This is a genomic window from Nonomuraea antri, from assembly GCF_013283785.1.
Classification (GTDB): domain Bacteria; phylum Actinomycetota; class Actinomycetes; order Streptosporangiales; family Streptosporangiaceae; genus Nonomuraea; species Nonomuraea antri.
This window is the reverse complement of record NZ_JABCPZ010000185.1, coordinates 1-22,864: the sequence shown is the minus strand read 5'-3', so window position 1 is coordinate 22,864 and position 22,864 is coordinate 1. Positions and strand designations below refer to the sequence as shown.

General features: G+C 72.9%; 20 protein-coding genes and 2 pseudogenes. 16 read left to right on the top strand and 6 right to left on the bottom strand.

Translation table 11 applies throughout. The features are described from left to right. The 6 genes and pseudogenes from HII36_RS40565 to HII36_RS40540 all read left to right on the top strand — a co-directional run. A pseudogene (locus HII36_RS40565) lies at positions 1-891 on the top strand (hypothetical protein); the annotation flags it as partial. A 149-nt stretch (positions 892-1,040) separates the two neighbouring features. Next, on the top strand, positions 1,041-1,670 hold the full coding sequence (locus HII36_RS40560; protein WP_217370568.1) for a TetR/AcrR family transcriptional regulator: 630 nt from the start codon (positions 1,041-1,043) through the stop codon (positions 1,668-1,670). A 53-nt stretch (positions 1,671-1,723) separates the two neighbouring features. After that, on the top strand, positions 1,724-3,256 hold the full coding sequence (locus tag HII36_RS40555; protein ID WP_236004396.1) for an acyl-CoA carboxylase subunit beta: 1,533 nt from the start codon (positions 1,724-1,726) through the stop codon (positions 3,254-3,256). Next, on the top strand, positions 3,253-5,127 hold the full coding sequence (locus HII36_RS40550; protein WP_173528651.1) for an ATP-binding protein: 1,875 nt from the start codon (positions 3,253-3,255) through the stop codon (positions 5,125-5,127). The genes HII36_RS40555 and HII36_RS40550 overlap by 4 nt, the downstream gene beginning before the upstream one ends. After that, positions 5,124-5,909 (top strand): enoyl-CoA hydratase-related protein, encoded by a 786-nt coding sequence (locus HII36_RS40545; protein ID WP_173528650.1) that lies wholly within the window; start codon positions 5,124-5,126, stop codon positions 5,907-5,909. The genes HII36_RS40550 and HII36_RS40545 overlap by 4 nt, the downstream gene beginning before the upstream one ends. Positions 5,910-5,926: 17 nt before the next feature. Then, positions 5,927-7,606 (top strand): acyclic terpene utilization AtuA family protein, encoded by a 1,680-nt coding sequence (locus tag HII36_RS40540; protein ID WP_173528649.1) that lies wholly within the window; start codon positions 5,927-5,929, stop codon positions 7,604-7,606. A 2-nt stretch (positions 7,607-7,608) separates the two neighbouring features. On the opposite strand, the gene HII36_RS40535 is transcribed toward HII36_RS40540, so the two are convergent. Further along, a complete protein-coding gene (locus HII36_RS40535; RefSeq protein ID WP_173528648.1) occupies positions 7,609-8,484 on the bottom strand; it encodes an ROK family protein in 876 nt (291 codons plus the stop codon). 52 nt (positions 8,485-8,536) lie between these two features. Between HII36_RS40535 and HII36_RS40530 the strand changes: the two genes are divergently transcribed. The 6 genes from HII36_RS40530 (at position 8,537) to HII36_RS40505 (ending at position 12,774) form a co-directional block, all read left to right on the top strand. After that, positions 8,537-9,322 (top strand): hypothetical protein, encoded by a 786-nt coding sequence (locus HII36_RS40530; protein ID WP_173528647.1) that lies wholly within the window; start codon positions 8,537-8,539, stop codon positions 9,320-9,322. Next, on the top strand, positions 9,309-10,100 hold the full coding sequence (locus HII36_RS40525; protein ID WP_173528646.1) for a GNAT family N-acetyltransferase: 792 nt from the start codon (positions 9,309-9,311) through the stop codon (positions 10,098-10,100). The genes HII36_RS40530 and HII36_RS40525 overlap by 14 nt, the downstream gene beginning before the upstream one ends. Before the next feature lie 60 nt (positions 10,101-10,160). Further along, positions 10,161-11,180, top strand: coding sequence for a phosphotransferase family protein (locus HII36_RS40520; protein WP_173528645.1), 1,020 nt, complete (start codon positions 10,161-10,163; stop codon positions 11,178-11,180). Positions 11,181-11,266: 86 nt separating this feature from the next. After that, the gene (locus HII36_RS40515) at positions 11,267-11,527 is read left to right on the top strand and encodes a hypothetical protein (protein WP_173528644.1); all 261 of its coding nucleotides are present in this window, start codon (positions 11,267-11,269) and stop codon (positions 11,525-11,527) included. Between the two features lie 59 nt (positions 11,528-11,586). Further along, on the top strand, positions 11,587-12,438 hold the full coding sequence (locus HII36_RS40510) for a helix-turn-helix domain-containing protein (RefSeq protein WP_173528643.1): 852 nt from the start codon (positions 11,587-11,589) through the stop codon (positions 12,436-12,438). Between the two features lie 69 nt (positions 12,439-12,507). After that, entirely contained in the window at positions 12,508-12,774 is a 267-nt protein-coding gene (locus HII36_RS40505; RefSeq protein ID WP_173528642.1) for a hypothetical protein, read from the top strand. A gap of 4 nt (positions 12,775-12,778) precedes the next feature. Here the strand turns inward: HII36_RS40505 and HII36_RS40500 are convergent, their stop codons facing one another. The 5 genes from HII36_RS40500 to HII36_RS40480 all read right to left on the bottom strand — a co-directional run bounded on the left by HII36_RS40500 (position 12,779) and on the right by HII36_RS40480 (position 18,049). Further along, on the bottom strand, positions 12,779-13,402 hold the full coding sequence (locus HII36_RS40500) for a TetR/AcrR family transcriptional regulator (RefSeq protein ID WP_173528641.1): 624 nt from the start codon (positions 13,400-13,402) through the stop codon (positions 12,779-12,781). A gap of 60 nt (positions 13,403-13,462) precedes the next feature. Then, a complete protein-coding gene (locus tag HII36_RS40495) occupies positions 13,463-14,830 on the bottom strand; it encodes a HAMP domain-containing sensor histidine kinase (RefSeq protein ID WP_328808116.1) in 1,368 nt (455 codons plus the stop codon). Continuing rightward, positions 14,827-15,528, bottom strand: coding sequence for a response regulator transcription factor (locus tag HII36_RS40490; RefSeq protein WP_173528640.1), 702 nt, complete (start codon positions 15,526-15,528; stop codon positions 14,827-14,829). Before HII36_RS40490 ends, HII36_RS40495 begins: the two co-directional genes overlap by 4 nt. A gap of 49 nt (positions 15,529-15,577) precedes the next feature. After that, positions 15,578-17,092, bottom strand: a complete 1,515-nt coding sequence (locus HII36_RS40485; RefSeq protein WP_173528639.1) for a phytoene desaturase family protein — start codon at positions 17,090-17,092, stop codon at positions 15,578-15,580. Between the two features lie 66 nt (positions 17,093-17,158). Next, entirely contained in the window at positions 17,159-18,049 is an 891-nt protein-coding gene (locus HII36_RS40480) for a LysR substrate-binding domain-containing protein (RefSeq protein WP_173528638.1), read from the bottom strand. Between the two features lie 70 nt (positions 18,050-18,119). Here HII36_RS40480 and HII36_RS40475 point away from each other — a divergent pair, with 70 nt between their 5' ends. The 4 genes and pseudogenes from HII36_RS40475 to HII36_RS40460 all read left to right on the top strand — a co-directional run. Further along, complete coding sequence (locus tag HII36_RS40475; protein ID WP_173528637.1) at positions 18,120-19,208, top strand: YeiH family protein; 1,089 nt, start codon at positions 18,120-18,122, stop codon at positions 19,206-19,208. A gap of 118 nt (positions 19,209-19,326) precedes the next feature. Continuing rightward, complete coding sequence (locus HII36_RS40470) at positions 19,327-20,253, top strand: pseudouridine-5'-phosphate glycosidase (protein WP_173528636.1); 927 nt, start codon at positions 19,327-19,329, stop codon at positions 20,251-20,253. Beyond that, positions 20,250-21,206, top strand: a complete 957-nt coding sequence (locus HII36_RS40465) for a carbohydrate kinase family protein (RefSeq protein ID WP_328808115.1) — start codon at positions 20,250-20,252, stop codon at positions 21,204-21,206. Before HII36_RS40470 ends, HII36_RS40465 begins: the two co-directional genes overlap by 4 nt. 83 nt (positions 21,207-21,289) lie before the next feature. Beyond that, positions 21,290-22,864, top strand: a pseudogene (locus tag HII36_RS40460) (hypothetical protein); the annotation flags it as partial.

Below are 22,864 nucleotides of genomic sequence, written 5' to 3'. Positions count from 1 at the left end.
GCCAGGCAGCGTCGGACGCTGACCCTGGCGCTCTCGGGCGCCGCCGCCGCGGCGCTGCTCGTGGTGGCCGGGGCCGTGCTGGTCCAGGCCAACAGCGACAAGGCCGCCGTGGTCCCGGTGCAGAACGCCGCCGCGGGCACGCCCACCGACGGCTCGGCCGCCGGGCAGGGCGAGCCCCCGGTCACCGTGCCCGACCCGGCGACCGACCTGCCCACCGGCCAGCCCACGGCCGCCCAGCCCGACCTGGTGGACCCCGACCCCACCAAGACCAAGAAGAAGACCAAGGACCCGATCGCGCAGGTGCCGACGCAGGCCCCGGTCGTGCCGTCCACGCAGCCGCAGCCGACGAGCAAGCCGGTGACGGAGAAGCCCACGGCCAAGCCGACCAAGTCCAAGACGTCCACCGGACTGGTGACCGGCGACCAGGGCTCGACCGCGCAGCCCACCCAGGGCTCCGACATGCAGAACGGCCAGAACGACAACCCGACGACCAAGCCCACCACGAAGCCCACCACGAAGCCCACCACGAAGCCCACGACCAAGCCGACGACCGCGCCGCTGAAGCCGAACCCGTACAGCGCGGTCAAGGTGTGCGGTTCCGGTTACAAGGTGCTGGAGTCGCGTTCGCTGGGCGGCAAGGCCACGATCTACCTGCTGTACAACGCCGCCGCGGGCAAGAACTGCGTGGTGACGATGTCGCGCCTGGTCTATCCGGGCAAGGTGCAGATGAACGCCATCCTGCAGGTCAAGGGCGGCTCCAGCGGCTCGAACCCGGGCAAGTTCACCGCCTACGCCGGCCCGGTCCGGCTGTCCGCCGCCAAGAAGTGCGTGATCTGGGGCGGCTCGTGGGGCTCGCTGAGCTGGAAGTCCGGCTGGACCCGCTGCGGCTGACCTGACGCCCGCCGCGACGCCATCGCCGCTCACTTGGCCGTTCTTGCCTGCCACGGCCGCGGGGGGCGGCGATGGTCATGTCCGGGGAGTCTCGCGCGCCCCGGTCCCGGGCTCTTCCGCCGTACGTCGTCGCGGGTTAGATTGTTGACGTGATCGTCAGGAACGGCGTGCTCAGCGCTCGCGGGCGGCGGACCAGGGGCGCGCTGCTGGAGGCGGGCAGGCAGGCCTTCGAGGAGCACGGCTACGACGCGGTCCGCATCGACGACGTGTGCCGGCGCGCCGGGGTGTCGCACGGCACGTTCTACACCTACTTCGACTCCAAGGAGTCGCTGTTCGGCGAGGTCGCGGGCGCGGTGGTGGGCGAGATGTTCGCCGCCAGCGCGGTGGGCCCGGCGGCGCCGGACGACCCGTACGCCAGGATCGAGGCCGCGAACCGGCTCTACCTGCGCGCCTGGGCGGCCAACTCCCGCCTGGTGCGGATGCTGGAGCAGGCCGCCACCGCCGACGACAGGTTCGGCGGGCTGCTGCTCGAACTGCGCGAGGTGTTCGTCCGGCGCGGCGCCGAGGGGCTGCGGCGGCTGCAGGAGCAGGGGCTGGCCGACCCGTCGCTCGATCCGCGCCTGACGGCGATCATGCTGGGCGGGATGGTGGAGCATTTCGCGCACGTCTGGCTGGACCTGGGCGAGAAGGCCGACGAGCGGACGGCCGTGGACCATCTGACGCGATTGTGGGCGCGGGCCATCGGATTGACGTCCGCGTCAAGTACGGAGGGCACGTGATCAAGAGCAGGCTCGACCCGGGCGACGCGGAATTCCTGAGACGGCGCGAGGCGATGCTGGCCAAGCTGGCCGAGCTCGACGCCGAGCACGCCAAGGCGGTCGCGGGCGGCGGCCAGAAGTACGTCGAGCGGCATCGGGCGCGCGGCAAGCTGCTCGCCCGCGAACGCGTCGAGCTGCTCGTCGACCCCGATTCGCCGTTCCTGGAGCTGTCGCCGCTGGCCGCGTGGGGCAGCGACTTCCCGGTGGGGGCCAGCGTGGTGACCGGGATCGGGGTGATCGAGGGCGTCGAGTGCCTGATCAGCGCGAACGATCCCACGGTCAGGGGCGGCGCGTCCAACCCGTGGACGCTGCGCAAGTCGCTGCGCGCGGCCGACATCGCCTACCGGAACCGGCTGCCGTACGTGAACCTGGTGGAGAGCGGCGGCGCGGACCTGCCGACGCAGAAGGAGATCTTCATCCCGGGCGGGCGGATCTTCCGCGACCTGACGAGACTGTCGGCGGCCGGGATCCCGACGATCGCGCTCGTGTTCGGCAACTCCACGGCCGGCGGCGCGTACGTGCCGGGCATGAGCGACTACGTGGTGATGGTCAGGGAGCGGGCCAAGGTGTTCCTGGGCGGTCCGCCGCTGGTCAAGATGGCCACCGGGGAGGAATCGGACGACGAGTCGCTGGGCGGGGCCGAGATGCACGCCCGGGTCAGCGGCCTGGCCGACCACCTGGCCCACGACGAGTACGACGCGCTGCGGCTCGGACGGCGGATCGTCCGGTCGCTGAACTGGCGCAAGCAGGGCGTCGAGCCGCACCCGGTCGAGGAGCCGAGGTACCCGGCCGAGGAACTGCTCGGCATCGTCCCCGAAGATCTCAAGGTGCCGTTCGACCCGCGCGAGGTGATCGCCCGGGTGGTCGACGGCAGCGCGTTCGAGGAGTTCAAACCCCTGTACGGCGCCTCGCTGGTCACCGGGTGGGCGCGGATCCACGGCTACCCGGTCGGGGTGCTGGCCAACGCTCAGGGCGTGCTGTTCAGCGCGGAGTCGCAGAAGGCCACCCAGTTCATCCAGCTCGCCAACCAGTCGCGCACCCCGCTGCTGTTCCTGCAGAACACCACCGGCTACATGGTGGGCAAGGACTACGAGCAGGGCGGCATCATCAAGCACGGCGCGATGATGATCAACGCCGTGTCGAACTCGACCGTGCCGCACCTGACCGTGGTGATGGGCGCCTCGTACGGGGCCGGGAACTACGGCATGTGCGGCCGGGCGTACGAGCCGCGCTTCCTGTTCAGCTGGCCGAGCGCGAAGTCGGCGGTGATGGGCCCGGCGCAGCTCGCCGGGGTGCTCTCGATCGTCGGGCGGGCGGCGGCGCAGGCGCGCGGCCAGGTCTACGACGAGGAGGGCGACGCGGCGATGCGCGCGATGGTGGAGGCCCAGATCGAGGCCGAGTCGCTGCCGTTCTTCCTGTCGGGCCGGCTGTACGACGACGGGGTGATCGATCCGCGTGACACGCGTACCGTGCTGGGCATGTGCCTGTCGGCGATCAACAGCGCGCCGGTGCCGCCGGCGTCCGGATTCGGGGTGTTCCGGCCATGATCACACGCCTGCTGGTCGCCAACCGGGGTGAGATCGCCCGGCGGATCTTCCGTACCTGCCGGGAGCTGGGCGTCTCCACCGTGGCCGTGTTCTCCGACCCCGACGCCGACGCGCCGCACACCCGGGAGGCCGACGTTGCGGTGCGTCTGCCGGGGGCGCGGCCGGCGGAGACGTACCTGTCGATCGAGGGGATTTTGGGCGCGTGCCGGGCGGCCGGGGCCGACGCGGTGCACCCCGGCTACGGCTTCCTGTCGGAGAACGACCGCTTCGCGCGCGCGGTGCTGGACGCCGGGCTGACCTGGGTCGGCCCGCCACCTGAGGCCATCGCGGCGATGGGCTCGAAGATCGCGGCCAAGCGGCTGATGGCGGAGGCCGGCGTGCCCGTCCTGCCCTCGTTCACCGACCCCGGCGCGGTCGCGCCAGGCGACTACCCGGTGCTGGTCAAGGCGTCGGCCGGAGGCGGCGGGCGCGGGATGCGGGTGGTGCGCGACCCGGCGGACCTGGTCCGCGAGCTCGACTCCGCGCGGCGCGAGGCCGCCTCCGCCTTCGGCGACGGCACGGTCTTCGTCGAGCCGCTGCTGGAGGGCGCCAGGCACGTGGAGGTGCAGGTCCTGGCCGACGGGCACGGCACGGTCTGGGCGCTGGGCGAGCGCGAGTGCAGCATCCAGCGCCGCCACCAGAAGGTCATCGAGGAGTGCCCGTCCCCCGGCGTCACCGCCGGGCTGCGCGCGCGGCTGCAGGAGGCGGCCGTGCGCGCCGCCGAGACGATCGGCTACGTCGGCGCCGGCACGGTGGAGTTCCTGGTCAAGGGCGACCGGGTGGCGTTCCTGGAGATGAACACCCGGCTGCAGGTCGAACATCCCGTCACGGAGCTGGTGTACGGGGTCGACCTGGTCAGGCTGCAGCTGGAGGTGGCCGAGGGCGGGGCGCTGCCGGCGGCGCCGCCGGAGCCGTCCGGGCACGCGGTGGAGGCCCGGCTGTACGCCGAGGACGCCGCGTACGTGCCGCAGACCGGGGTGCTGCGGCGCTTCGAGGTGCCGGGCGAGGTCCGGGTGGACTCCGGCGTGGAGTCGGGTTCGGCCGTCTCGTCCCATTACGACGCGATGCTGGCGAAGGTCGTCGGGTATGGCGCGTCTCGTCCCGAGGCGGTCAGGAAGCTGGTCTCGGCGCTGCGCCGGGCCCGGCTGCACGGCCTGACCACCAACCGCGACCTACTCGTCGACGTGCTGCTGCACCCGGACTTCCAGGCCGGGCGCACGCACACCGGGTTCCTGTCCGCTCCCCTGCCCGCGCGGGCGGCGCCGATCGGCGCCGCCGGGCTGGCCGCCGCGCTCGCCGGGGCCGCCGCGAACCGCGGGCGGGCGCGGGTGCTCGGCAGCCTGCCCGGCGGGTGGCGCAACGTGCGCTCCCAGCCCAGAGTGGCCAGGTTCGAGGAGGCCGAGGTGGTCTACGACCCGCTGCCCGACGGGGTGACCGCGGTCAGCGTCTCGCCCGGCCTGGTCGTGCTGGAGCAGGACGGCGTCAGGCACGCCTACGAGGTGGCCGACTACGGCGACGGCACGGTCCACGTCGACTCCCCGGCCGGCGGTGTGACGCTGACGCCGGTGGCGCGGCTGCCCGAGCCGGTCGAACGGGTGGCCCCCGGCTCTCTGCCCGCCCCGATGCCGGGTAGCGTGCTGCGCGTCGAGGTCGAGGCCGGTGACCGGGTGGCCAAGGGGCAGCCGGTCGTGGTGCTGGAGGCCATGAAGATGGAGCATCAGGTCGCCGCCCCGGCCGACGGGGTGGTCGCCGCCGTGCATGTCGAGAAGGGGCAGCAGGTCGAGGCGGGGGCCGTACTGGCGATCATCGAAGAAGGGGACGGGGACTCATGACGCGGCTGGTGCACAAGGAGCTGTCCGGAGGCGTGGCCACCATCACGCTCGACTCGCCGCCGAACCGCAACGCGCTGTCCGTCCGGCTGCTCGGCGACCTGGAGGAGCGGCTCGGCTGGGCGTTGTCGGAGCCTGAGGCGCGGGTGATCGTGCTGACCGGCACGGGCCCGGTGTTCTGCTCGGGCGCCGATCTGAAGGAGCAGCGCGCCACGCCCGCGACGGGCGCCGCCGACGCGCCGGTGACCGCGTCGTTCCCGGAGATCCTGTCGCTGATCTGGGAGAGCCCGAAGCCGGTCGTCTGCCGGCTCAACGGCACCGCCAGGGCGGGCGGCCTCGGGCTGGTGGCCGCGTGCGACTTCGCCATCGCGCCGGAGTCGGCGTCGTTCGCGTTCAGCGAGGTGCGCCTGGGCGTGGTGCCCGCCATGATCTCGGTGCCGGTGCTGCGCAGGCTCGATCCCCGGGCCGCCGCCGAGTACTTCCTGACCGGCGAGGTCTTCGACGCCGCCAGGGCGGCCGAGATCGGGCTGCTGACCAGGGCCGTGCCCGCCGGTGAGCTCGACGCGACGGTCGCGCGCTACGCCGAGATGCTGATCAAGGGCGGGCCCGAGGCGCTGGCCATCACCAAGCGGCTGGTCAGGGAGCTCCCGCAGGTGTCGTTCGAGGAGGGGCTGCGGCAGATGACCACGCTGTCGGCGCAGCGCTTCACCTCGGCGGAAGGCCAGGAGGGCATCGCCGCCTTCATGGAGAAGCGCGCGCCCGCGTGGGTGCCGCCCGTCCCCTGAGCATCGGAGCCCCGGTGATGTTGCGTATCGCGAACTGCAGCGGCTTCTACGGCGACCGGCTGTCGGCGGCCAGGGAGATGGTCGAGGGCGGGCCGATCGACGTGCTGACCGGCGACTGGCTGGCCGAGCTGACCATGCTCATCCTGGCCGGGAACCGGCTCAAGGGCCGTCCGGGGTACGCGCCGACGTTCCTGCGCCAGCTTGAAGACGTGCTCGGCACCTGCCTGGAGCGGGGCATCAAGATCGTGTCCAACGCGGGCGGGCTCGACCCGGCCGGCTGCGCGGAGGCGGTGCACGAGCTGGCCGGACGTCTGGGGCTGTCGCCCAGCGTCGCCCACGTCACCGGCGACGACCTGACCGGCCGCGATCTCGACCTGGTCAACGCCGACACCGGCGAGAAGCTCGACGCGGTCCCGCTGACCGCCAACGCCTACCTGGGCGGCCGGCCCATCGCCGCCGCGCTGTCGGCCGGCGCCGACGTGGTGGTGACCGGCCGCGTCACCGACGCCGCCCTGGTCACCGGCCCCGGCATCTGGCGGTACGGCTGGGGTCCTGACGATCTCGACGCGCTGGCCGGCTCGGTGGTGGCCGGGCACGTCATCGAGTGCGGCTGCCAGGCCACCGGCGGCAACTACGCCTTCTTCCAGGACGTGCCCGACCTGGCGCACTGCGGCTTCCCGATCGCCGAGCTGCGGGCCGACGGCTCCGCGGTGATCACCAAGCATCCGGGCACGGGCGGCCTGGTCTCGGTCGGCACGGTCACCGCCCAGCTCGTCTACGAACTGGGCGGTCCCCGCTACCTCGGCCCCGACGTGGTGGCCCGCTTCGACACGATCACCCTGTCGGACGACGGCCGGGACCGGGTGCTGGTGTCCGGGGTGCGCGGCGAGCCGCCGCCGGGCACGCTCAAGGTCGCGGTCAACCACCTGGCCGGCTACCGCAACACGATGACGCTGGTGCTGACCGGGCTCGACGTGCAGGCCAAGGCCCGGGTGGCCGAGGAGGCGATCTGGGCGCGGATCCCGCGCGAGTCGTTCGAGCGGGTGGACGTCACGCTGAACGACGGCGGCCTGCTCAGGATCACCGTCATGGACCCCGATCGGCGCACGGCCGGGCGGGCCTTCTCCGCGGCGGTGGTGGAGACCGGGCTGGCGAGTTATCCGGGGTTCCACGGGCTGACGCCGCCCGGCGACGCCTCGCCCTACGGGGTGTACTGGCCGGTGCTGGTGCCGGCCGGGTCCGTGTCGCCGCGGGTCGTCGTGGACGGCCGGGTGCTGCCCGCCGGGGACCCGCCGGCCGCCGCGCCGGAGCCACCCGAGATCCCGCCCCCGCCGCGGGCACCCGCGCGGTCGTTCGACGGCGAACCGGTCTCCCGGGTGCCGCTGGGCCGGATCGTGGGGGCGCGCTCGGGCGACAAGGGCGGCAACGCGAACCTAGGCGTCTGGGTGTCGGGCTCCGACCGGTACGCGTGGCTGTCCGGGCAGTTGAGCGTCGAGCGGCTCAAGGAGCTGCTGCCCGAGCTGGCCGCCCATCGCGTGGACCGGTACGAGCTGCCCAACCTCTCGGCGCTGAACTTCGTCGTCCACGGGCTGCTCGGGCGCGGCGTGGCGGCGAGCCCGCGGATGGATCCGCAGGCCAAGGCGCTGGGCGAGGAACTGCGGGCGCGGCTCGTCGACGTGCCCGTCTCCCTGCTCTGAGTTCAGGCGCCGAGGGCTCGCCAGGCCAGCAGGGCCGCGCCGAGCAGCCCGGCGCGGGTGCCGAGCGCCGAGACGGCCAGCGCGGGGGGCGGGCGCCAGGCCAGCCGGGCGGCCAGGCGCGGGCGCAGCGGGCCGAGCAGGGCCTCTCCGGCCAGCGAGAGCCCGCCGCCGATGACCACCTTGGCCGGGTCGAGCAGCAGGGTGTAGGTGGCCAGGGCCAGGGCGAGCGCGTCGACCGCCTCGTCCCACACCGCCGCCGCCCCGGCGTCTCCCGCGGCGACGCGGGTGACCACGTCGGCGGCGGATCGCTCGCCGCAGCGGGCCGCGATGGCCGACGCCGACGCGTACGCGCTCAGGCAGCCGCGCCCGCCGCACGGGCAGGGCAGGCCGTCCGGGCGGACCGGGATGTGGCCGATCTGGCCGGCCCAGCCGGCGGAGCCGCCGTACAGGGCGCCTGACAGGACCACCGCGCCGGCGATGCCCGTCCCGATGGGCAGGAACAACACCTCTCCGGAACGCCCGGCCGCGCCGTGGGCGAGTTCGGCCTCCCCGGCGGAGCGCACGTCGTGCCCGAGTGCCACCGGAACGTCCACCCGCGTGAACGCCTCGGCGGGCACGTCGCGCCAGCCGAACGCGGCGGAGTAGACCGCGTGCGTCGGCGTCACCAGCCCAGGCACGGCCAGCCCGAGCGCTTCAGGGCGACCGGCGGCGGTGTCGGTGAGGTCGTCGGCGAAGGCCGAGACGGCGGCGACGACCCGGTCCGGGCCTTCGGCGCGCGGCGTCGGCCTGCTCTCGGCGTGGAGCAGTTCGCCGTCGCGGGTGACGAGCCCGCCTTTCATGGTCGTCCCGCCGACGTCGATCGCGGCCACGAACTTCATCCGCCCATCATCCGTCAAACTCGATGAGACCGATCACGAGGGGGCCTGCCGCATGCGTTTCGTTGTCTGGGTCATCGTCGGCTGCGCGCTGACGGTGACGGTCGTCTGGGCCTCCTTACGCGTCCAGCCCGGCTCGTCCGGGGTCGACGCTCAGGCGCTCGCCACGTCGTTCATGCTGGCCGGCGGCGGGTGGCTGGCCACGCGTCCGGCGACGCGCAGGATCGGTCTGGTGTTCACGGCCGCCGGTCTGCTGGGCGCCGTGGAGCCGGCGATGTGGCTGTGGGAGCGGGTCGGCCCGCGCATCCCCGAGTTCGGCTTCAGCGGCGGCCTGGACACCTGGCTGACGCACTGGCTGTGGGTGCCCCAGGTGCTGCTGGTGACGCTGCTCGTTCCCGCGCTGTACCCCGACGGCCGGGCGCGGCCCCGGTTCGTGGTGTGGCCGGTCCTGGCCACGATCGCCGCGGGATCGGCGCTGGCGGCGACGGCGCTCCGCGGAACCGATCATCCGCTCGCCGTGTCCCTGGATGCCGCGTTCAACCTGATGTGGGCCACCGCGTTCCTCGCGGTGGCGTCGCTGGTGTCGCTGATCTACCGGCTGATCCACCGGGTCTGGACGGGTGACCGGGCGACGCGACTGGTCATGGCGGTCCCGCTGACGCTGCTCGTCCTGCTGGCGGCCCTGGTGTTCCAGCTCTTCATACCCGTCGTGCCCGCCAAGGCGGTCGACTGGTGGTGGATTCCGGCGGTCGCCGCCGCGGTCCTGACAATCGGTTTGAGCAGATGGACGGCCGTGCGTGAGGATGTGCGGCATGACGATTCGGCGCTTGACCCTCGATGACCTCGACGACTGCGGCCGCCTGGCCACCGACCGCGGCTGGGGCACCGAGCGGCACAAGTGGCGGCTGCTGCTGGAGATCGGCGAGGGCTACGGCATCGACGCGCCCGACGGCGACGGCCTGGCCGCGACGAACGTCCTGGCCCGCTACGGCGACGACCACGCGGTGGTCAGCATGGTGCTCACCGCCACCAGGTACGCCAGGCAGGGGCTGGCGCGCAAGCTCATGGAGCACGCGCTCGACCAGGCCGGAGATCGCATCGTCTCCCTGCACGCCACCGAGAACGGCCGTCCCCTGTACGAGCGGCTCGGCTTCGAGACGGTCGGCAGGGCGGCGATCGTCACCGGCGTGTTCGAGGGCGAGCCGTCCGGCCTGACCCGTCCCGCCAGCGAGTCCGATCTCGGCGCGATCCTGGCGCTCGACGCGGAGGTGTTCGGCACCGACCGCTCCGCGCTGCTGCGCCGGATGTTCGGCTTCGGCGAGCTGGTGCTGCTGGCCGAGGGCGGCTACGGCCACTGCTGGCGCAACGACACGAACGTGGTGATCGGCCCGGTCGTGGCGCAGGACGAGGAGACGGCCAGGGCGCTGATCGGCGACCTGGCGCTGCACGTGGGGGGCACGGTCAGGCTCGACCCCGACCTGTCGAAGCGCGGCCTGGTCGAGTGGGCGGCGGCGCACGGCATCGGCGGCCCGTGGCCGGTCTCGCTGATGGTGCGCGGCGGCGCGCTGCCCGGTGACCGCGCGCGGCAGTTCCTGCCGTTCATGCAGGCCCTGGGTTGACCGGGCGAGCGGCGCTCTCGTAGGGTCGGCACCAGAATATCGTTCTGTCGAAGGGCGGCCATGTCCTCCACCCACATCGACGTCAGCGCCATCGACCTCGACATGCTCGGCGCGTGGATGGATGCCCAGGGGCTGCCAGGCGGCCCGATCGAGGGCACGACGCCGGTCGTCGGCGGCACCCAGAACGTCATGGTGCGCTTCGAGCGCGGCGGGGTGCCGTACATCCTGCGCCGGCCGCCGATGCACGCGCGCAGCAAGAGCAACGAGGTGCTGCGGCGCGAGTCGCGGGTGCTGGCGGCGCTGCGCGACACGTCCGTGCCCGCGCCCCGGCTGGTGGCCGCGCAGACCGATCAGGAGCCGGTGTTCTACCTGATGGAGCCGGTCGACGGGTTCAATCCGTCGACCGGGCTGCCCGAGCCGCACGCCTCCGACCCGGCGATCAGGCACCGGATGGGCCTGGAGGCCGCGGCCGCGCTGGCCGAGCTGGGCCGGGTCGACCCCGGCGTGCTGCCGGGTTTCGGCCGGCCCGAGGGGTTCCTGGAGCGCCAGGTGCCGCGCTGGCTGAAGGAGCTCGACTCCTACGCCGACCTCGACGGCTACCCCGGCCCCGATATCCCCGGCCTGCGGGAGACCGCCGACTGGCTCACCGCGAACGTGCCGGCGTCGTTCACGCCGGGCGTCATGCACGGCGACTTCCACTTCGCGAACCTGATGTTCGCCCACGACGGCCCTCGGGTGGCCGCGATCGTCGACTGGGAGATGTGCACGATCGGCGACCCGCTGCTCGACCTGGGCTGGCTGGTGGCCACCTGGCCGTCGAACGCGCTGCACGTGCCCGGGCTGCCGGAGCCGCGCGAGCTCATCGCGTACTACGCGGCGCTGTCGGAGCGCGACATGTCGGCCATGAACTGGTACGCGGTGATGGCCTGCTTCAAGCTCGGCATCGTGCTCGAAGGCAGCCATGCCCGCGCCTTCGCCGGGAAGGCCCCCAAGGACATCGGCGACCTGCTGCACGCCACCACGCTCGGGCTGTTCGAGCGGGCCGGGCAGATCATAGAGGGTCTCCTGGACGAAATCTGATCTGATTTTCCGGGAAACGAGCATAAAAGTCGTTTCGGCCCGTACAATTGCGCGCAATTGCACCAATTGTTCGGGGAAGGATCGTCATGCGTATGCGGTTCCTCGGCTCCACCTCGGAGGCCGGCGCCTGTCCCACCCTGTACGAGACCGACCGCGGCACGATCGTCGTGCAGGGGTTGCGGGTGACCGACGCGGAGGCGCTGGCCGACCTGCGCGACGTGCTCGACGGCGAGACCGCGGTCGAGGTGCCCCGCGAGCTGATCACCGAGATCGCCCGCCGGGTCCTGCCCGACGACTCAGTGACCGCTTTCCCGACCAGTGACGGGACACCATCAGCTACCAGTTGATCACGATTACGCGACTGGCCCTGGCATGATCGGTGGCAGCGGGTCTAGCCTCTAGCGGCGTGACGTCCTTTCAGCAGGCGCGCATCGACCTCGGCGCTCAATTGCGCCAGCTCCGTGAGGCCGCCCACTTGTCGGGCAAGGAGCTCGCCGAACGGCTGCGGTGGCAGGCGTCCAAGGTGTCACGCCTGGAGAACGCCAGGCAGACGGCCACCGAGGACGACGTGGTCGTCTGGGCGCAGGCCGTGCGGGCGCCTTCAGAGATCACCGACGACCTGATCAGGCAGGCCATCGCGCTGCTGGAACGCCACGACGACTGGAAGCAGCGCCATCGCAGCGGCCTGGCCGCGCTCCAGGAGGACATCCGCGACCTGGAGGCGCGCACCAAGCTGTTCCGGGTGTTCGAGCCGGGCATCGTGGTCGGGCTGCTGCAGACCTCCGAGTACGCCAGGCACGTGTTCCGCAAGGTCAAGCGGCTCTACAGCGCCGCCGACCAGATCGACGCGGCGGTGCGGGTGCGCATGCAGCGCCAGGAGATCCTCTACGACCGCACCAGGACGTTCAGGTTCGTGGTCTCGGAGTCGGCGCTGCGCACCCGGCTCGCGCCGGCCGACGTGATGCGCGGCCAGCTCGACCGCCTGCTCGCGGTGAGCACGCTGCCGAACGTCGACTTCGGCGTGATCCCGTTCGGCGCCGAGCTGCCCTCGGCCCCCATCAACGGGTTCTGGATCTACAACGAGGCCCTGGTCGGAGTGGCCACGATGACCAAGGACCTGGTGCTGCGCGACCCGGACGACATCGCGTTCTACGTCCGCGCCTTCGACGACTACGCGAAGGTCGCGGAGTTCGACGAGTCAGGAAGAGACGTCATCATCAGCGTTCTTCACGATATACGGAAACAAACTCCACATTAATCCCAGCAATTGCTTGCTCCTCACCGCAAGATCGTGCAATTCTGTCGCGAGACGTTGCGGAGGTGACGCATGATGCTCGATACCGCGCTCTGCCTCGAGCGATTCGCTTGGCACGCGCGCCGCCACGCCGACCTGTCGGTGCAGAGCCTGGCGCTGGCCAGCGACCCGGCCTACGTGTCGGTCCGCAACCGCTTCTCCGCGACGCTCGTCGAGACGGTGACGTGCTCGGACGACGGCGCGTACATCACCTCCTGGGGCTACCGCCTGGGCACCACGGAAGACGTCGAGTCGGCCGCCGCGCGGCTGGCCTTCCTCCTCGCCGCCCTGCCCGCCTGACGCCTCACACCCCGGCGAACGCCTCGACCGGGATGCCGGCCTCCCTGGCCGCCGCGGTGCGCGCGTGGGTCAGCAGCCTGGAACGGTTGAGCACGGTCGGGTGCAGCGTGTAGCGGATGATCAGGCCGTCGAGCATGGCGTCGATGCGCTCGGCCGCGCCCGCCGGGTCGTCGCAGGTGAACTCGCCCGCCTGGGTGCCCGCCGACAACACCTGGGCCAGCGCGTCGAGCCAGGCCGTCTCCAGCTCTAGCATGATCTCGTTGACGGCCGGCTCGCGCAGCGCGGTGTTCCAGGCGTCGATCCACAGCAGCCAGCTCTGGTCGGAGCGCGACTCCGGGATGTAGTAACGCAGCACCCGGTCGAGACGCTCGGTGGCCGTGCCCGGGCCTTCGGCCAGCTCCTGCAGCCTGGCGCTCTCGATGTCGAGCGTGGCCCGCAGCATCGCGGTGATCAGCTCGTCCTTCGTGGCGAAGTGGTAGTGGATCAGGCCGCCGCTGACGTTGATCGACTTGGCGATGTCGGCGATACGGGTGTGGGCCAGCCCGCGTTCGAGCACGACCTTGCGCGTGGCTTCGAGTAGCTCGGCTCTGCGCTGATCAGCCTGTTCGGCCCGGGTCGTACTCCGCACCGGGCAAGCTTATCGGCCTTCCGATTCCCCGCGCCTGCCCGGTTCCCGAAGGCCCGGGCGTCACTCGTCCTGATCGCTGTGGCGTACCGGCCTGCCGGGCACCTCGATGGTCGCCATCGCGCCGCCGCCGGGGGCGTTGGCCAGGCGTACCTCGCCGCCGGCCTCGGCCACGGCCTGGGCCACGATCGCCAGCCCCAGCCCGGAGCCGGGCAGGCTGCGCGCGGACGGCGAGCGCCAGAACCGCTCGAACGCGTGCGGCAGCTCCTCCTCGTCCAGCCCGCGGCCGTGGTCCCGGACGGTCAGCACGCCCTCGCGCAACGACACCTCCACCGGCTCGCCCGGGCTGAACTTGGCGGCGTTGTCGATGAGGTTGAGCACGGCGCGTTCGAGCGAGGCGGCGCTGCCCACCACGTACCAGGGGGACAACTCCATGATCACTTCGGCGCCGCGCAGCCTGGCCCGCTCGACCGCGGCGGTGACCACCTCGTGCAGGCCCAGCTCGACCTGCGGCTCCTGGTCGGTGTCGCCCCTGGCGAGCTGGAGCAGGTCGGCGACCAGCGTGGACAGCTCGGCGAACTGCGCCTTGATGTTGACCAGCAGCCGTTCCTTGGCGCTCGGGTCGAGCCGCCTGCCGGTCTGCTCGCTGCGCAGCAGCAGGTCGATGTTGGTGCGCAGGGTGGTGAGCGGGGTGCGCAGCTCGTGCCCGGCGTCGGCGACGAGCTGGCGCTGGCGGTCGCGCGAACCGGCCAGCGCGGCGGTCATGGCGTTGAAGGACGAGCTCAGCCTGGCGATCTCGTCTTTCCCCTTGACCGGGATGCGGGTGTCGAGGTCCTCGGTCTGCGCGATGTGCTCGACGGCCTTGGTGAGCCGTCCGACCGGGCGCAGCGCGGCCCGCGAGATCAGCAGGCCCGCCCAGCCCGCGATGAGCACGCCCACCGCCGCGATGCCGCCCAGCGCCAGGGCCAGATAGCGCAGGGTGCGGTTCTGGTGGTGCAGCGGCCGGCCCTCCAGCACCGCCACGCCGGGCTCGAAGCTCTGCGTCACGATGCGGACGGCCTTGCCCGTCCTGGTCACGCCGTCGCGGAACATGATCTGCCCCGCCTGGTCGATGGCCGCCTTGTCCTGCTCGATCGGGACGATGGGCGAGCCGATCGAGCAGGTGGTGTTGTCGGGGAACAGCAGCGTGGCGTACTCGAAGTACTCGTCGGTGCCCTCGGGGCGGCAGTACTCCTTCAGGTAGGCCCGGTCGCCCTGGCTCTCCGACTCGCGGATCGTCGCGTCGAGCTGACGTTCCAGCTGGAACTCCACGAACAGCCAGGACGCCCCGGCCGACAGCGCCGCGGCGAGCGCCACCGCGACGCTGACGAGCAGCGTCAGCCGGGTGCGCAGGCTTCCCCGGATGAACGAGCGCAGGCGGCCAGGGATCACGTCGCGGCCCGCAGGACGTATCCCACGCCGCGCACCGTGTGGATCACGCGGGCCTCTCCCCCGGCCTCGGTCTTGCGCCGCAGGTACATGACGTAGACGTCGAGGGAGTTGGAGGTCGGCTCGAAGTCGAAGCCCCACACCTCGTTCAGGATCTGCTCGCGGGTCAGCACCTGGCGCGGATGCGACAGGAACAGCTCCATCAGCAGGTACTCGGTCCTGGTCAGGTCGAGGCGGCGGGGGCCGCGCGTGACGTCCCTGGTGGTCTGGTCCATGCGCAGGTCGCCGTAGGCGAGGATCTCGCCGCCCTCCTGGCCGCCGCCGCTCAGCGCGCCGCGGCGCAGCAGGGCGCGCACCCTGGCCAGCAGCTCGTCCAGCTCGAACGGCTTGACCAGGTAGTCGTCGGCGCCGGCGTCCAGGCCGGACACGCGGTCGCCGACGGCGTCGCGGGCGGTCAGCATGAGCACCGGCACGTGGTTGCCCGCGGCGCGCAGCCGGCGGCAGGCGGTCAGTCCGTCGAGCCTGGGCATCATGACGTCGAGCAGCACCGCGTCGAACGGCTCGCGGCCCAGGGCGTCGAGCGCCGCCTGACCGTCGTCGGCGGTGACGACCTTGTAGCCCTCGAACTCCAGGCTCGACTGCAGCGCCTCGCGCAAGGCGGGCTCGTCGTCCACCACCAGCAACCGTGCGGGCTCGTTCATGGGACAACGCTAAGGGCACATCATGAGAACCCGATGAACGGGCGCGGGCTCAGCTCCCGCCGAGCACGGCCATCGCGGCGTTGTGACCGGGGATGCCGCTCACCGCGCCGCCCCTGCGCGCCCCGGAGCCGCAGCGCAGGATCCGCTCGTGCTCGGTGGCCACGCCCCACCCGGTCTCGTCGCCTTCCGCGTACGGCCAGGTCAGGTCGGCGTGGAAGATGTGGCCGCCGGGCAGCCCGGCCTCACGTTCCAGGTCGACCGGGGTCTTGGCCTCGACGCACGGGGTGCCGTCGGGTGCGGTCAGCAGGCAGTCCTCGATGGGCTCGGCCAGGACGGTGTTGATCGAGGCGAAGGTGGCGCGGAGGGCGTCCGCGCGGGCCTGGTCCGGGTCCTGCGTGAACAGGCGGGCGGGCATGTGCAGGCCGAACAGCGTCAGCGTCTCCGCCCTGCCCCGCAGGCCCGGGCCGAGGATCGACGGGTCGGTCAGCGAGTGGCAGTACACCTCGGCCGGCGGCAGGCCGGGGATCTCGCCGCGCGCGGCCTGGGCGTGGGCGCGGGCGAGCTGGTCGCGTCCCTCGTTGATGTGGAACGTCCCGCTGAAGGCCGCCCGCGGGTCGACCGCCGGGTCCTTCAGCCTGGGCAGCCTGCTCAGCACCATGTTGACCTTGAGCTGCGCGCCCTCGGGCACGGTCGCGGGCCGGCCGAGCACCCGGTCGAGCACCGCGGGAGGCAGGTTGACCAGCACGTGCCGGCCGTGCACGGTGTGCTCCCGATCGCCGGTGCGGAACGTCACCTCCCCGGACGGCGAGATCCCGACGATCTCGGCCCCGGTCCTGATCTCCGCCCCGGCCCGCCTGGCCGCGCTCTCCAGCGCTCCCGACACCGCGCCCATGCCGCCCACCGGCACGTTCCACTCGCCGGTTCCGTCGCCGATCACGTGGTAGAGGAAGCAGCGGTTGGCCAGCAGGTCGGTGGCGGGGTCGGCGAAGGTGCCGATCAACGCGTCGGTCAGCACGACGCCGCGTACGGTGTCGTCGGCGAAGCGCTCGTCCACCACCTCGCCGATCGGCCGCCGGAACAGGTCGCGCCACGCCTCGGCGCCCACCAGGCGCTCGACCTGGGCGGCGGTGGGCAGCGGTTCGAGCAGCGTCGGCGCCAGCGCGCGGGCCGCGCGGGCGGTCATGTCGTAGAAGTCCCGCCAGGCCTTGTGGTCGCCGTCGCCGCCGGTGACGGCGCGGAACGAGGCGGCGGTCGCCTCGGCGTCCTCGTTGTCGACGAGCAGGCCGGTGGCGCCCTTGGGGGTGTAGGAGGCGTAGCGGCGGCGGCGCAGCTCCAGGTTCAGGCCGAGGTCGTTGACGATCTTCGTGGGAAGCAGGCTGACCAGGTAGGAGTAGCGGGACAGGCGGACGTCCACGCCGGGGAACGCCTGCGCGGAGATGGCCAGGCCGCCGACGTGGTCGAAGCGCTCCAGCACGAGCACGCTCCGGCCGGCCCGGGCCAGGTAGGCCGCGGCGACCAGCCCGTTGTGCCCGCCCCCGGCGACAACCACGTCATACGAACCCATCCACGCACCATACGACCCAAACCGCCCACCCCACCACCCCCTGCCCTTCCTGGGACGGAGGTGAGGTCAGGGGCGGCTGGCTATGGCGAGGAGGGTCGCGGCCGGGGGCGTGAGCGCGCGGCCGCGGCGCCAGACCGCGCGCAGGTTCCTGACCAGGTTGATCCCCGCCAGCGGCACCTCCACCAGCCGCCCTGTCGCCACGTCCGCCTCCACCGCGTAGCCGCTGAGCACCGCGGGCGCGGCCCCGGCCAGCGCGGCGCCCTTGACCGCCGAGTTCGAGCCCAGCTCCAGGCGCGGGCTTGCCCGGTGCAGGCTCTTGAACGCCACGTCCAGCGTCTCCCGCGTCCCCGAACCCGGCTCGCGGACGACCAGCGGCGTCGCCGCCAGCTCCGGCCCGCGCAGCGCGGTGCGGCGGCGCGTCCAGGGATGGCCGGGCGCGACCACCACGACGAGCCTGTCGGTGCCCACGACGCGGCTGTCCAGGCCCTCGGGCACGCTCGGGCCCTCCACGAACCCCAGTTCCACCTCCTCGGCCAGCACCCGGGCGGCGACGTCGGAGGAGTTGATCACGTCCAGCCCCACCTGGACGTCCGGCTCGCGGTTCTGCAGCTCGCCGAGCCAGCGCGGCACCAGGTACTCGGCCACCGTCATGCTGGCGGCCACCCGCAGGTGGGCGGCCTCGCCGTGGCGCACGGCCTGGACGGCGCGCATGAGCTCCTGCGCGGCGGCCAGCACCTGGGCCGCCCAACCGGCCACCATCTTGCCCTCGGCGGTGAGCGTGGAGCCGCGCGGCGTGCGCTCGATGAGCGGCAGGCCGAGCCGGCGCTCCAGCAGCGCGATGCGCTTGCTGGCCGACGGCTGGGCGATGCCGGCGGCCTTGGCGGCCTGGCCGAGGCTGCCCAGCTCGCCCACGTCCACCAGGAGCTTCAGCGAGTCGAGGTCCGGCAGTGCACTCATAGCCACAGGCTATGACCTCCCAGGCAAGCGATGGCTACTGGCCGGTCACCACGCTCAGAACACTGAGACCATGCCCTACTCGGATCGTCTGCCCGGTCTCGCCGCCTCCGCCGTCGCCGTCGGGTTCGCCCTGGCGGTGAACCGGTTCGTGCCCGCGCTCAGCCCGGCCGTGATCGCGGTGATCGCCGGGGCGGCCCTGGCGAACCTGGCCGGCGCCCGGCTCGACCGGCTCAGGCCCGGGCTGGCGTTCGTGTCCAGGCGGGTGCTGCGGGTGGCGATCGTCCTGCTCGGGCTGCAGATCGCGGTGCCGCAGGTGCTGGCGCTGGGCTGGCAGACGCTGGTCATCGTGACGGCCGCGACCGGGCTCACGTTCGCGGTGACCCCGGTGCTCGGGCGCGGGCTGGGGCTTTCTCGGGGCTCGTCGCTGCTGGTCGCGACCGGGGTGTCCATCTGCGGCGCGGCCGCGATCGCCGCCATGCACGACAGCTCGCCCGACAGCACGGACGACGACGCGGCCGGCGCGCTCAGCGCGGTGGTCCTGTACGGGAGCGCGTCCATCGTGGTGGTGCCGCTGCTGGCGTCCTGGCTGGGACTGTCGGCGGCGCAGCTCGGGGTGTGGACCGGGGCCGCGGTGCACGAGGTCGCGCAGGTGGCGGCGATCGGGGCGGCGTCGGGGGTGCTGGTGTCGGCGGTGACGGTCAAGCTGGCCAGGGTCGTCCTGCTCGCCCCGCTCGTCGCGCTGACCGCCGTCCGGGGCCGGCGCGCCTCGGCCCCGCCCGCCCGGGTGCGGGTTCTCGCGCACGCCGCCCAGGGGCCGGGCGGCGTCGCGGTCCTCGACGACGCGCTTCGGGAGGGCGGGGACGACCCGGCTGCTCGTCAAGAGGCCGGAACCGCGCGGCGGCCGCCGATCCTGCCGCTGTTCGTCGCCGGTTTCCTGGCCATGGTCGCGCTCCGGAGCACCGGCTGGGTCCCGGCGCCGGTCACCGCGGCCGTGCCGCAGGTCACCAACGTGCTGATGGCCGCCGCCCTGTTCGGCCTGGGCACCGGCATCGACGTACGCAGGCTGGCCAGGTCCGGCGGACGCGTGATGGTGCTCGGCGCCGTCGCCACCGCGCTCATCGCCGGGGTTTCGCTCATCGGGGTGATCGTCCTGGTCTGATGGCGGGTAGACGTGCCGGCAGCAGGCCCGTAACCTGCTCCGTTCGGAACAAATTCCGAGAAGGCCACCGTTCTACCTGAGCACGGCCCAGATCACTTCAAGGAGCACGAACCTCACCATGCGCAGCACCACCGATTCCCTTCTGCAGCCGTCCGACGAGGTCGCCGAGGCCCTGGCCACCGGTGCGCCGGTCGTGGCCCTGGAGTCCACGATCATCTCCCACGGGCTGCCGCAGCCGCGCAACCTGGAGGTCGCGCGGGAGCTCGAAGGGATCGTCAGGGACGCGGGCGCGGTGCCGGCCACGATCGCCGTGCTCGACGGCGTGGCGCGCATCGGGCTGAACGAGGTGGAGCTGGAGCGCATCGCCACCGAGTCCGGGCTGCGCAAGCTGGGCCAGCGTGACCTGCCCGCCGCGGCGGCGCTGAAGGCGAGCGGCGCGACCACGGTGTCGGCCACGTCGTTCCTGGCCGCCCGCGCCGGCATCCGGATCTTCGCCACCGGCGGTCTCGGCGGCGTGCACCGCGGCTGGGCCGACGACCAGGACGAGTCCGCCGACCTCGACACCCTCGCCCGCACCCGCATCACGGTGGTGTGCGCCGGCGTGAAGTCCATCCTGGACGTCCCCGCCACCCTGCAGCGCCTGGAGACCCGCGGCGTGACCGTGGCCGGTTACCGTACCGACGAGTTCCCCGGCTTCTACCTGCACACCTCCGGCCTGCCCGTCGACTGGCGGCTGGAGTCGCCCGAGGAGGCCGCGGCGATCATGCGCGGCCAGGACGCGTTCGGCGGCCAGGAGACCGCGCTGATCGTCGCCAACCCGGTCCCCGTCGACCAGCAGCTCGACCCCGACCTGCACGACCGCGTGCTGCGCGAGGCGCTGGCCGCCGCCGACGCCGAGGGCGTCAAGGGCCAGGCCATCACCCCGTTCCTGCTGGGCTACCTGGTGCGCGGCACCAGCGGCGCCTCGCTGGAGGCGAACCTGGCGGCGGTGCGCGGCAACACGGCGCTGGCCGCCAGGATCGCCGTGGCCTGGTCGAGCCGGTGACCGACCAGGGCCTCGGCGCGCCGGTGAGCGGCAAGGGCCTGCTGGTCATCGGGGACGTCGTCACCGACGTGGTGGCACTGCACGGCTCGCCGGTCCTGTCGGGCACCGACACGGCCGCCGACATCGTGCTGCGCCCCGGCGGCTCGGGCGCGAACACCGCCGCCTGGGCCGCCCACCTGGGCGCCGACGTCCGGCTGCTGGCCAGGCTGGGCTACGACAGCAGCGAGTGGCACACCGCCGAGCTGGTCAAGACGGGCGTGCACCCGCACGTCACGGTCGATCCGGAACGTCCGACCGCGGTCGTCATCTCGATGGTCGACAAGAGCGGCGAACGCTCGATGCTCACCAACCGCGGCGCCGGCGGCCTGATCTCGGAGTCCGACTGGGACTCCGGCCTGCTCGACGGGGTCGCCAGGCTCCACCTGTCGGCCTACACGCTGTTCGCCGAGCCCGGGCTGCGCCTGGCCAGGCTGGCCATGTCGGAGGCGGTGGCGGCGGGCATCCCGATCAGCATCGACCCGGCCTCGACGGGCCCGCTGACCGAGTTCGGCCTGGCGCGCTTCCTGGCGGAGTCGGCGCCCGCCGGTCTGATCATCCCCAACCTGGACGAGGCGCTGCTGCTCACCGGCGCGGCCACCGCGGACGAGGCCGCCGTCCAGCTCAGCGAGAGGTACGGCAGGGCGGTCGTGAAGCTCGGCGGCGACGGCGCGCTGGCGGCCAGGGACGGCCGGATCGTGGCCAGGACCGGCGTCGTGCCGGCGGAGGTCGTGGACTCGACGGGCGCGGGCGACGCGTTCGCGGCCGGGTTCCTCACAGCCGATCTGCAGGGAACCGGCGAAGCCGCTGCTCTGGAGGCCGGTTGCCGTGCCGGTGCCGAATGTGTGGCCCAGGTGGGCGGCCGTCCACGGTACGGTTTGGAGCTGAACCGTCTTTACCCTATTCGCACTGATTGATAGCTTGCCGCGTAGGCTGCACCATTAGCCACAATAGTCTTGAGTAGCACCACGCGGCTCACTGGGGAGGATAAGGTCCGCCGATGGAAGTCGAGTCATCGATCTGCCTGAGCGACCTGGTCCCCGCTCTGCGCTGGAGCCGCCCGCAGCAGGTGGCGGAGGCGTTGGGCGACCCGCGGCTGCCGGCCGGTTGGTGGTCCTCGCTCGCGCTGCCACGGGCGCTCGGCACGGCGGGACTCGACTGGATCTGCGACAGGCTGGCCCGGCTGGCCTCGGCCCGCTGGGACCATCTGCCACTCGGCGACCTGCTTCCCGCGCTGTCGGTGCACCACATCGATCCGGCGCTGCCCGGCTGGCCGGAGGCCACCAGGACGGCGATCAACGGCCTCGGCGGCTGGCAACGGCTGCGCCGGCTGGCGCCGAGCGACCTGGCCACGCCGTCGGCCACGGCCGAGGTGGTGATCGGCTCGGTCTTCAGGGAGATTCTCGGCCGGATCCCGCCCCAACGTGAGACGGCCCATCCCGAGGCCACCCGCCCGCTCCAGCGCGGTACGGTCCCCGGGCAGCGCGAGGGAGGCGCTGTCCAGGGCTACACCCCGCAGGGCGAGAGCGGGCCGCAGCGCCAGACCGGCGCCTTCCCGGCCCAGCCGCAGAGCGAGCCGTTCGCCGCCCAGAGCGGATCCTTCACGGCCCAGCCCGGCCCTGCCCAGCCGCACCCTGCCGCAGGGCACCCGGGCCAGCCTCAGGCCGGGCAGCCGCGCGCGGGCCAGTCGCCGAACGGCTCCTTCCCGGCGCAACCGGCCGCCCAGTCGCCGCAGAGCGGGTCTTTCCAGGCGCAACCGGGCGGGCAGTCACCGCAGAGCGGGGCTTTCCAGGCTCAGCCCGGCGGTGGTCTGCCGCAGCGCCCGGTGGCCGCGCCCGGCGAGGGCAACGGCTCCTTCACCCAGCACAGCGGCGCCTTCCCCGCCCAGCCGGGCGGCGGCCTGCCGCAGCGTCCCACCGCCGCGAACGCCCCCGGCGCCGGCCAGAACCAAGCGCGTCCCTCCGCCGCCGCCCAGGCCGCGGGTTCCGCACCGTCCGAGACCGACCACGCGATGGTCCGCGTCGTGGACGGCCTGTTCCGCGGGCTGGACAAGCTGGAGCTGGCCGTGGCCGTGCACCGGCTGTTCGCCGAGGACCCGGTCAGCCTGCGCACACTCGCCCACAAGATGCTGGTCGACCGCGACGTGCTCTCCCAGGCCCAGCGCACCGCCGAGGAGCGCGTGCTGCACTGGCTGCGTTCGTCGGAGTCGGCGCCGGTCACCGGCCACATGTTCCGCCTGACCGAGTGGCTGGGCGCGGCCGCGACCGAAGAGCAGCTCATCGGCGCCGACCCGGCGCACCCGGTGATGGTGCCGTCGCTGCGCACCCCGCTGTGGCGGGTCCTGGTCACGCTCATGCCGGACCGGCGGCTGCAGGACGGCTGGCTGGTCGTCGGCGACATCCACGGCCTGCAGGCACGTACGCGGCAACTGCTGGCCGCGCATCCGGCGGACGCCGACGTCGTGGAACTGCTGAGCGAGCTGGGCATCCGCGCCCACTCGGCCAAGGCCTGGCTGGAGGCGCTGCCGCCGGAGAGCGCGGCGAGCGGCCCGGCGCCGTCGGCCCCCTCCCCGGCC

Bases quoted from the DNA above. Each gene is read 5' to 3' on its own strand.
- HII36_RS40505 (WP_173528642.1), top strand. From the start codon at position 12,508: ATGATGCTCGATACCGCGCTCTGCCTCGAGCGATTCGCTTGGCACGCG.
- HII36_RS40555 (WP_236004396.1), top strand. From the start codon at position 1,724: ATGCTGGCCAAGCTGGCCGAGCTCGACGCCGAGCACGCCAAGGCGGTC.
- HII36_RS40550 (WP_173528651.1), top strand. From the start codon at position 3,253: ATGATCACACGCCTGCTGGTCGCCAACCGGGGTGAGATCGCCCGGCGG.
- HII36_RS40520 (WP_173528645.1), top strand. From the start codon at position 10,161: ATGTCCTCCACCCACATCGACGTCAGCGCCATCGACCTCGACATGCTC.
- HII36_RS40530 (WP_173528647.1), top strand. From the start codon at position 8,537: ATGCGTTTCGTTGTCTGGGTCATCGTCGGCTGCGCGCTGACGGTGACG.
- HII36_RS40535 (WP_173528648.1), bottom strand. From the start codon at position 8,484: ATGAAGTTCGTGGCCGCGATCGACGTCGGCGGGACGACCATGAAAGGC.
- HII36_RS40485 (WP_173528639.1), bottom strand. From the start codon at position 17,092: ATGGGTTCGTATGACGTGGTTGTCGCCGGGGGCGGGCACAACGGGCTG.
- HII36_RS40480 (WP_173528638.1), bottom strand. From the start codon at position 18,049: ATGAGTGCACTGCCGGACCTCGACTCGCTGAAGCTCCTGGTGGACGTG.
- HII36_RS40490 (WP_173528640.1), bottom strand. From the start codon at position 15,528: ATGAACGAGCCCGCACGGTTGCTGGTGGTGGACGACGAGCCCGCCTTG.
- HII36_RS40545 (WP_173528650.1), top strand. From the start codon at position 5,124: ATGACGCGGCTGGTGCACAAGGAGCTGTCCGGAGGCGTGGCCACCATC.
- HII36_RS40515 (WP_173528644.1), top strand. From the start codon at position 11,267: ATGCGTATGCGGTTCCTCGGCTCCACCTCGGAGGCCGGCGCCTGTCCC.
- HII36_RS40475 (WP_173528637.1), top strand. From the start codon at position 18,120: ATGCCCTACTCGGATCGTCTGCCCGGTCTCGCCGCCTCCGCCGTCGCC.
- HII36_RS40540 (WP_173528649.1), top strand. From the start codon at position 5,927: ATGTTGCGTATCGCGAACTGCAGCGGCTTCTACGGCGACCGGCTGTCG.
- HII36_RS40470 (WP_173528636.1), top strand. From the start codon at position 19,327: ATGCGCAGCACCACCGATTCCCTTCTGCAGCCGTCCGACGAGGTCGCC.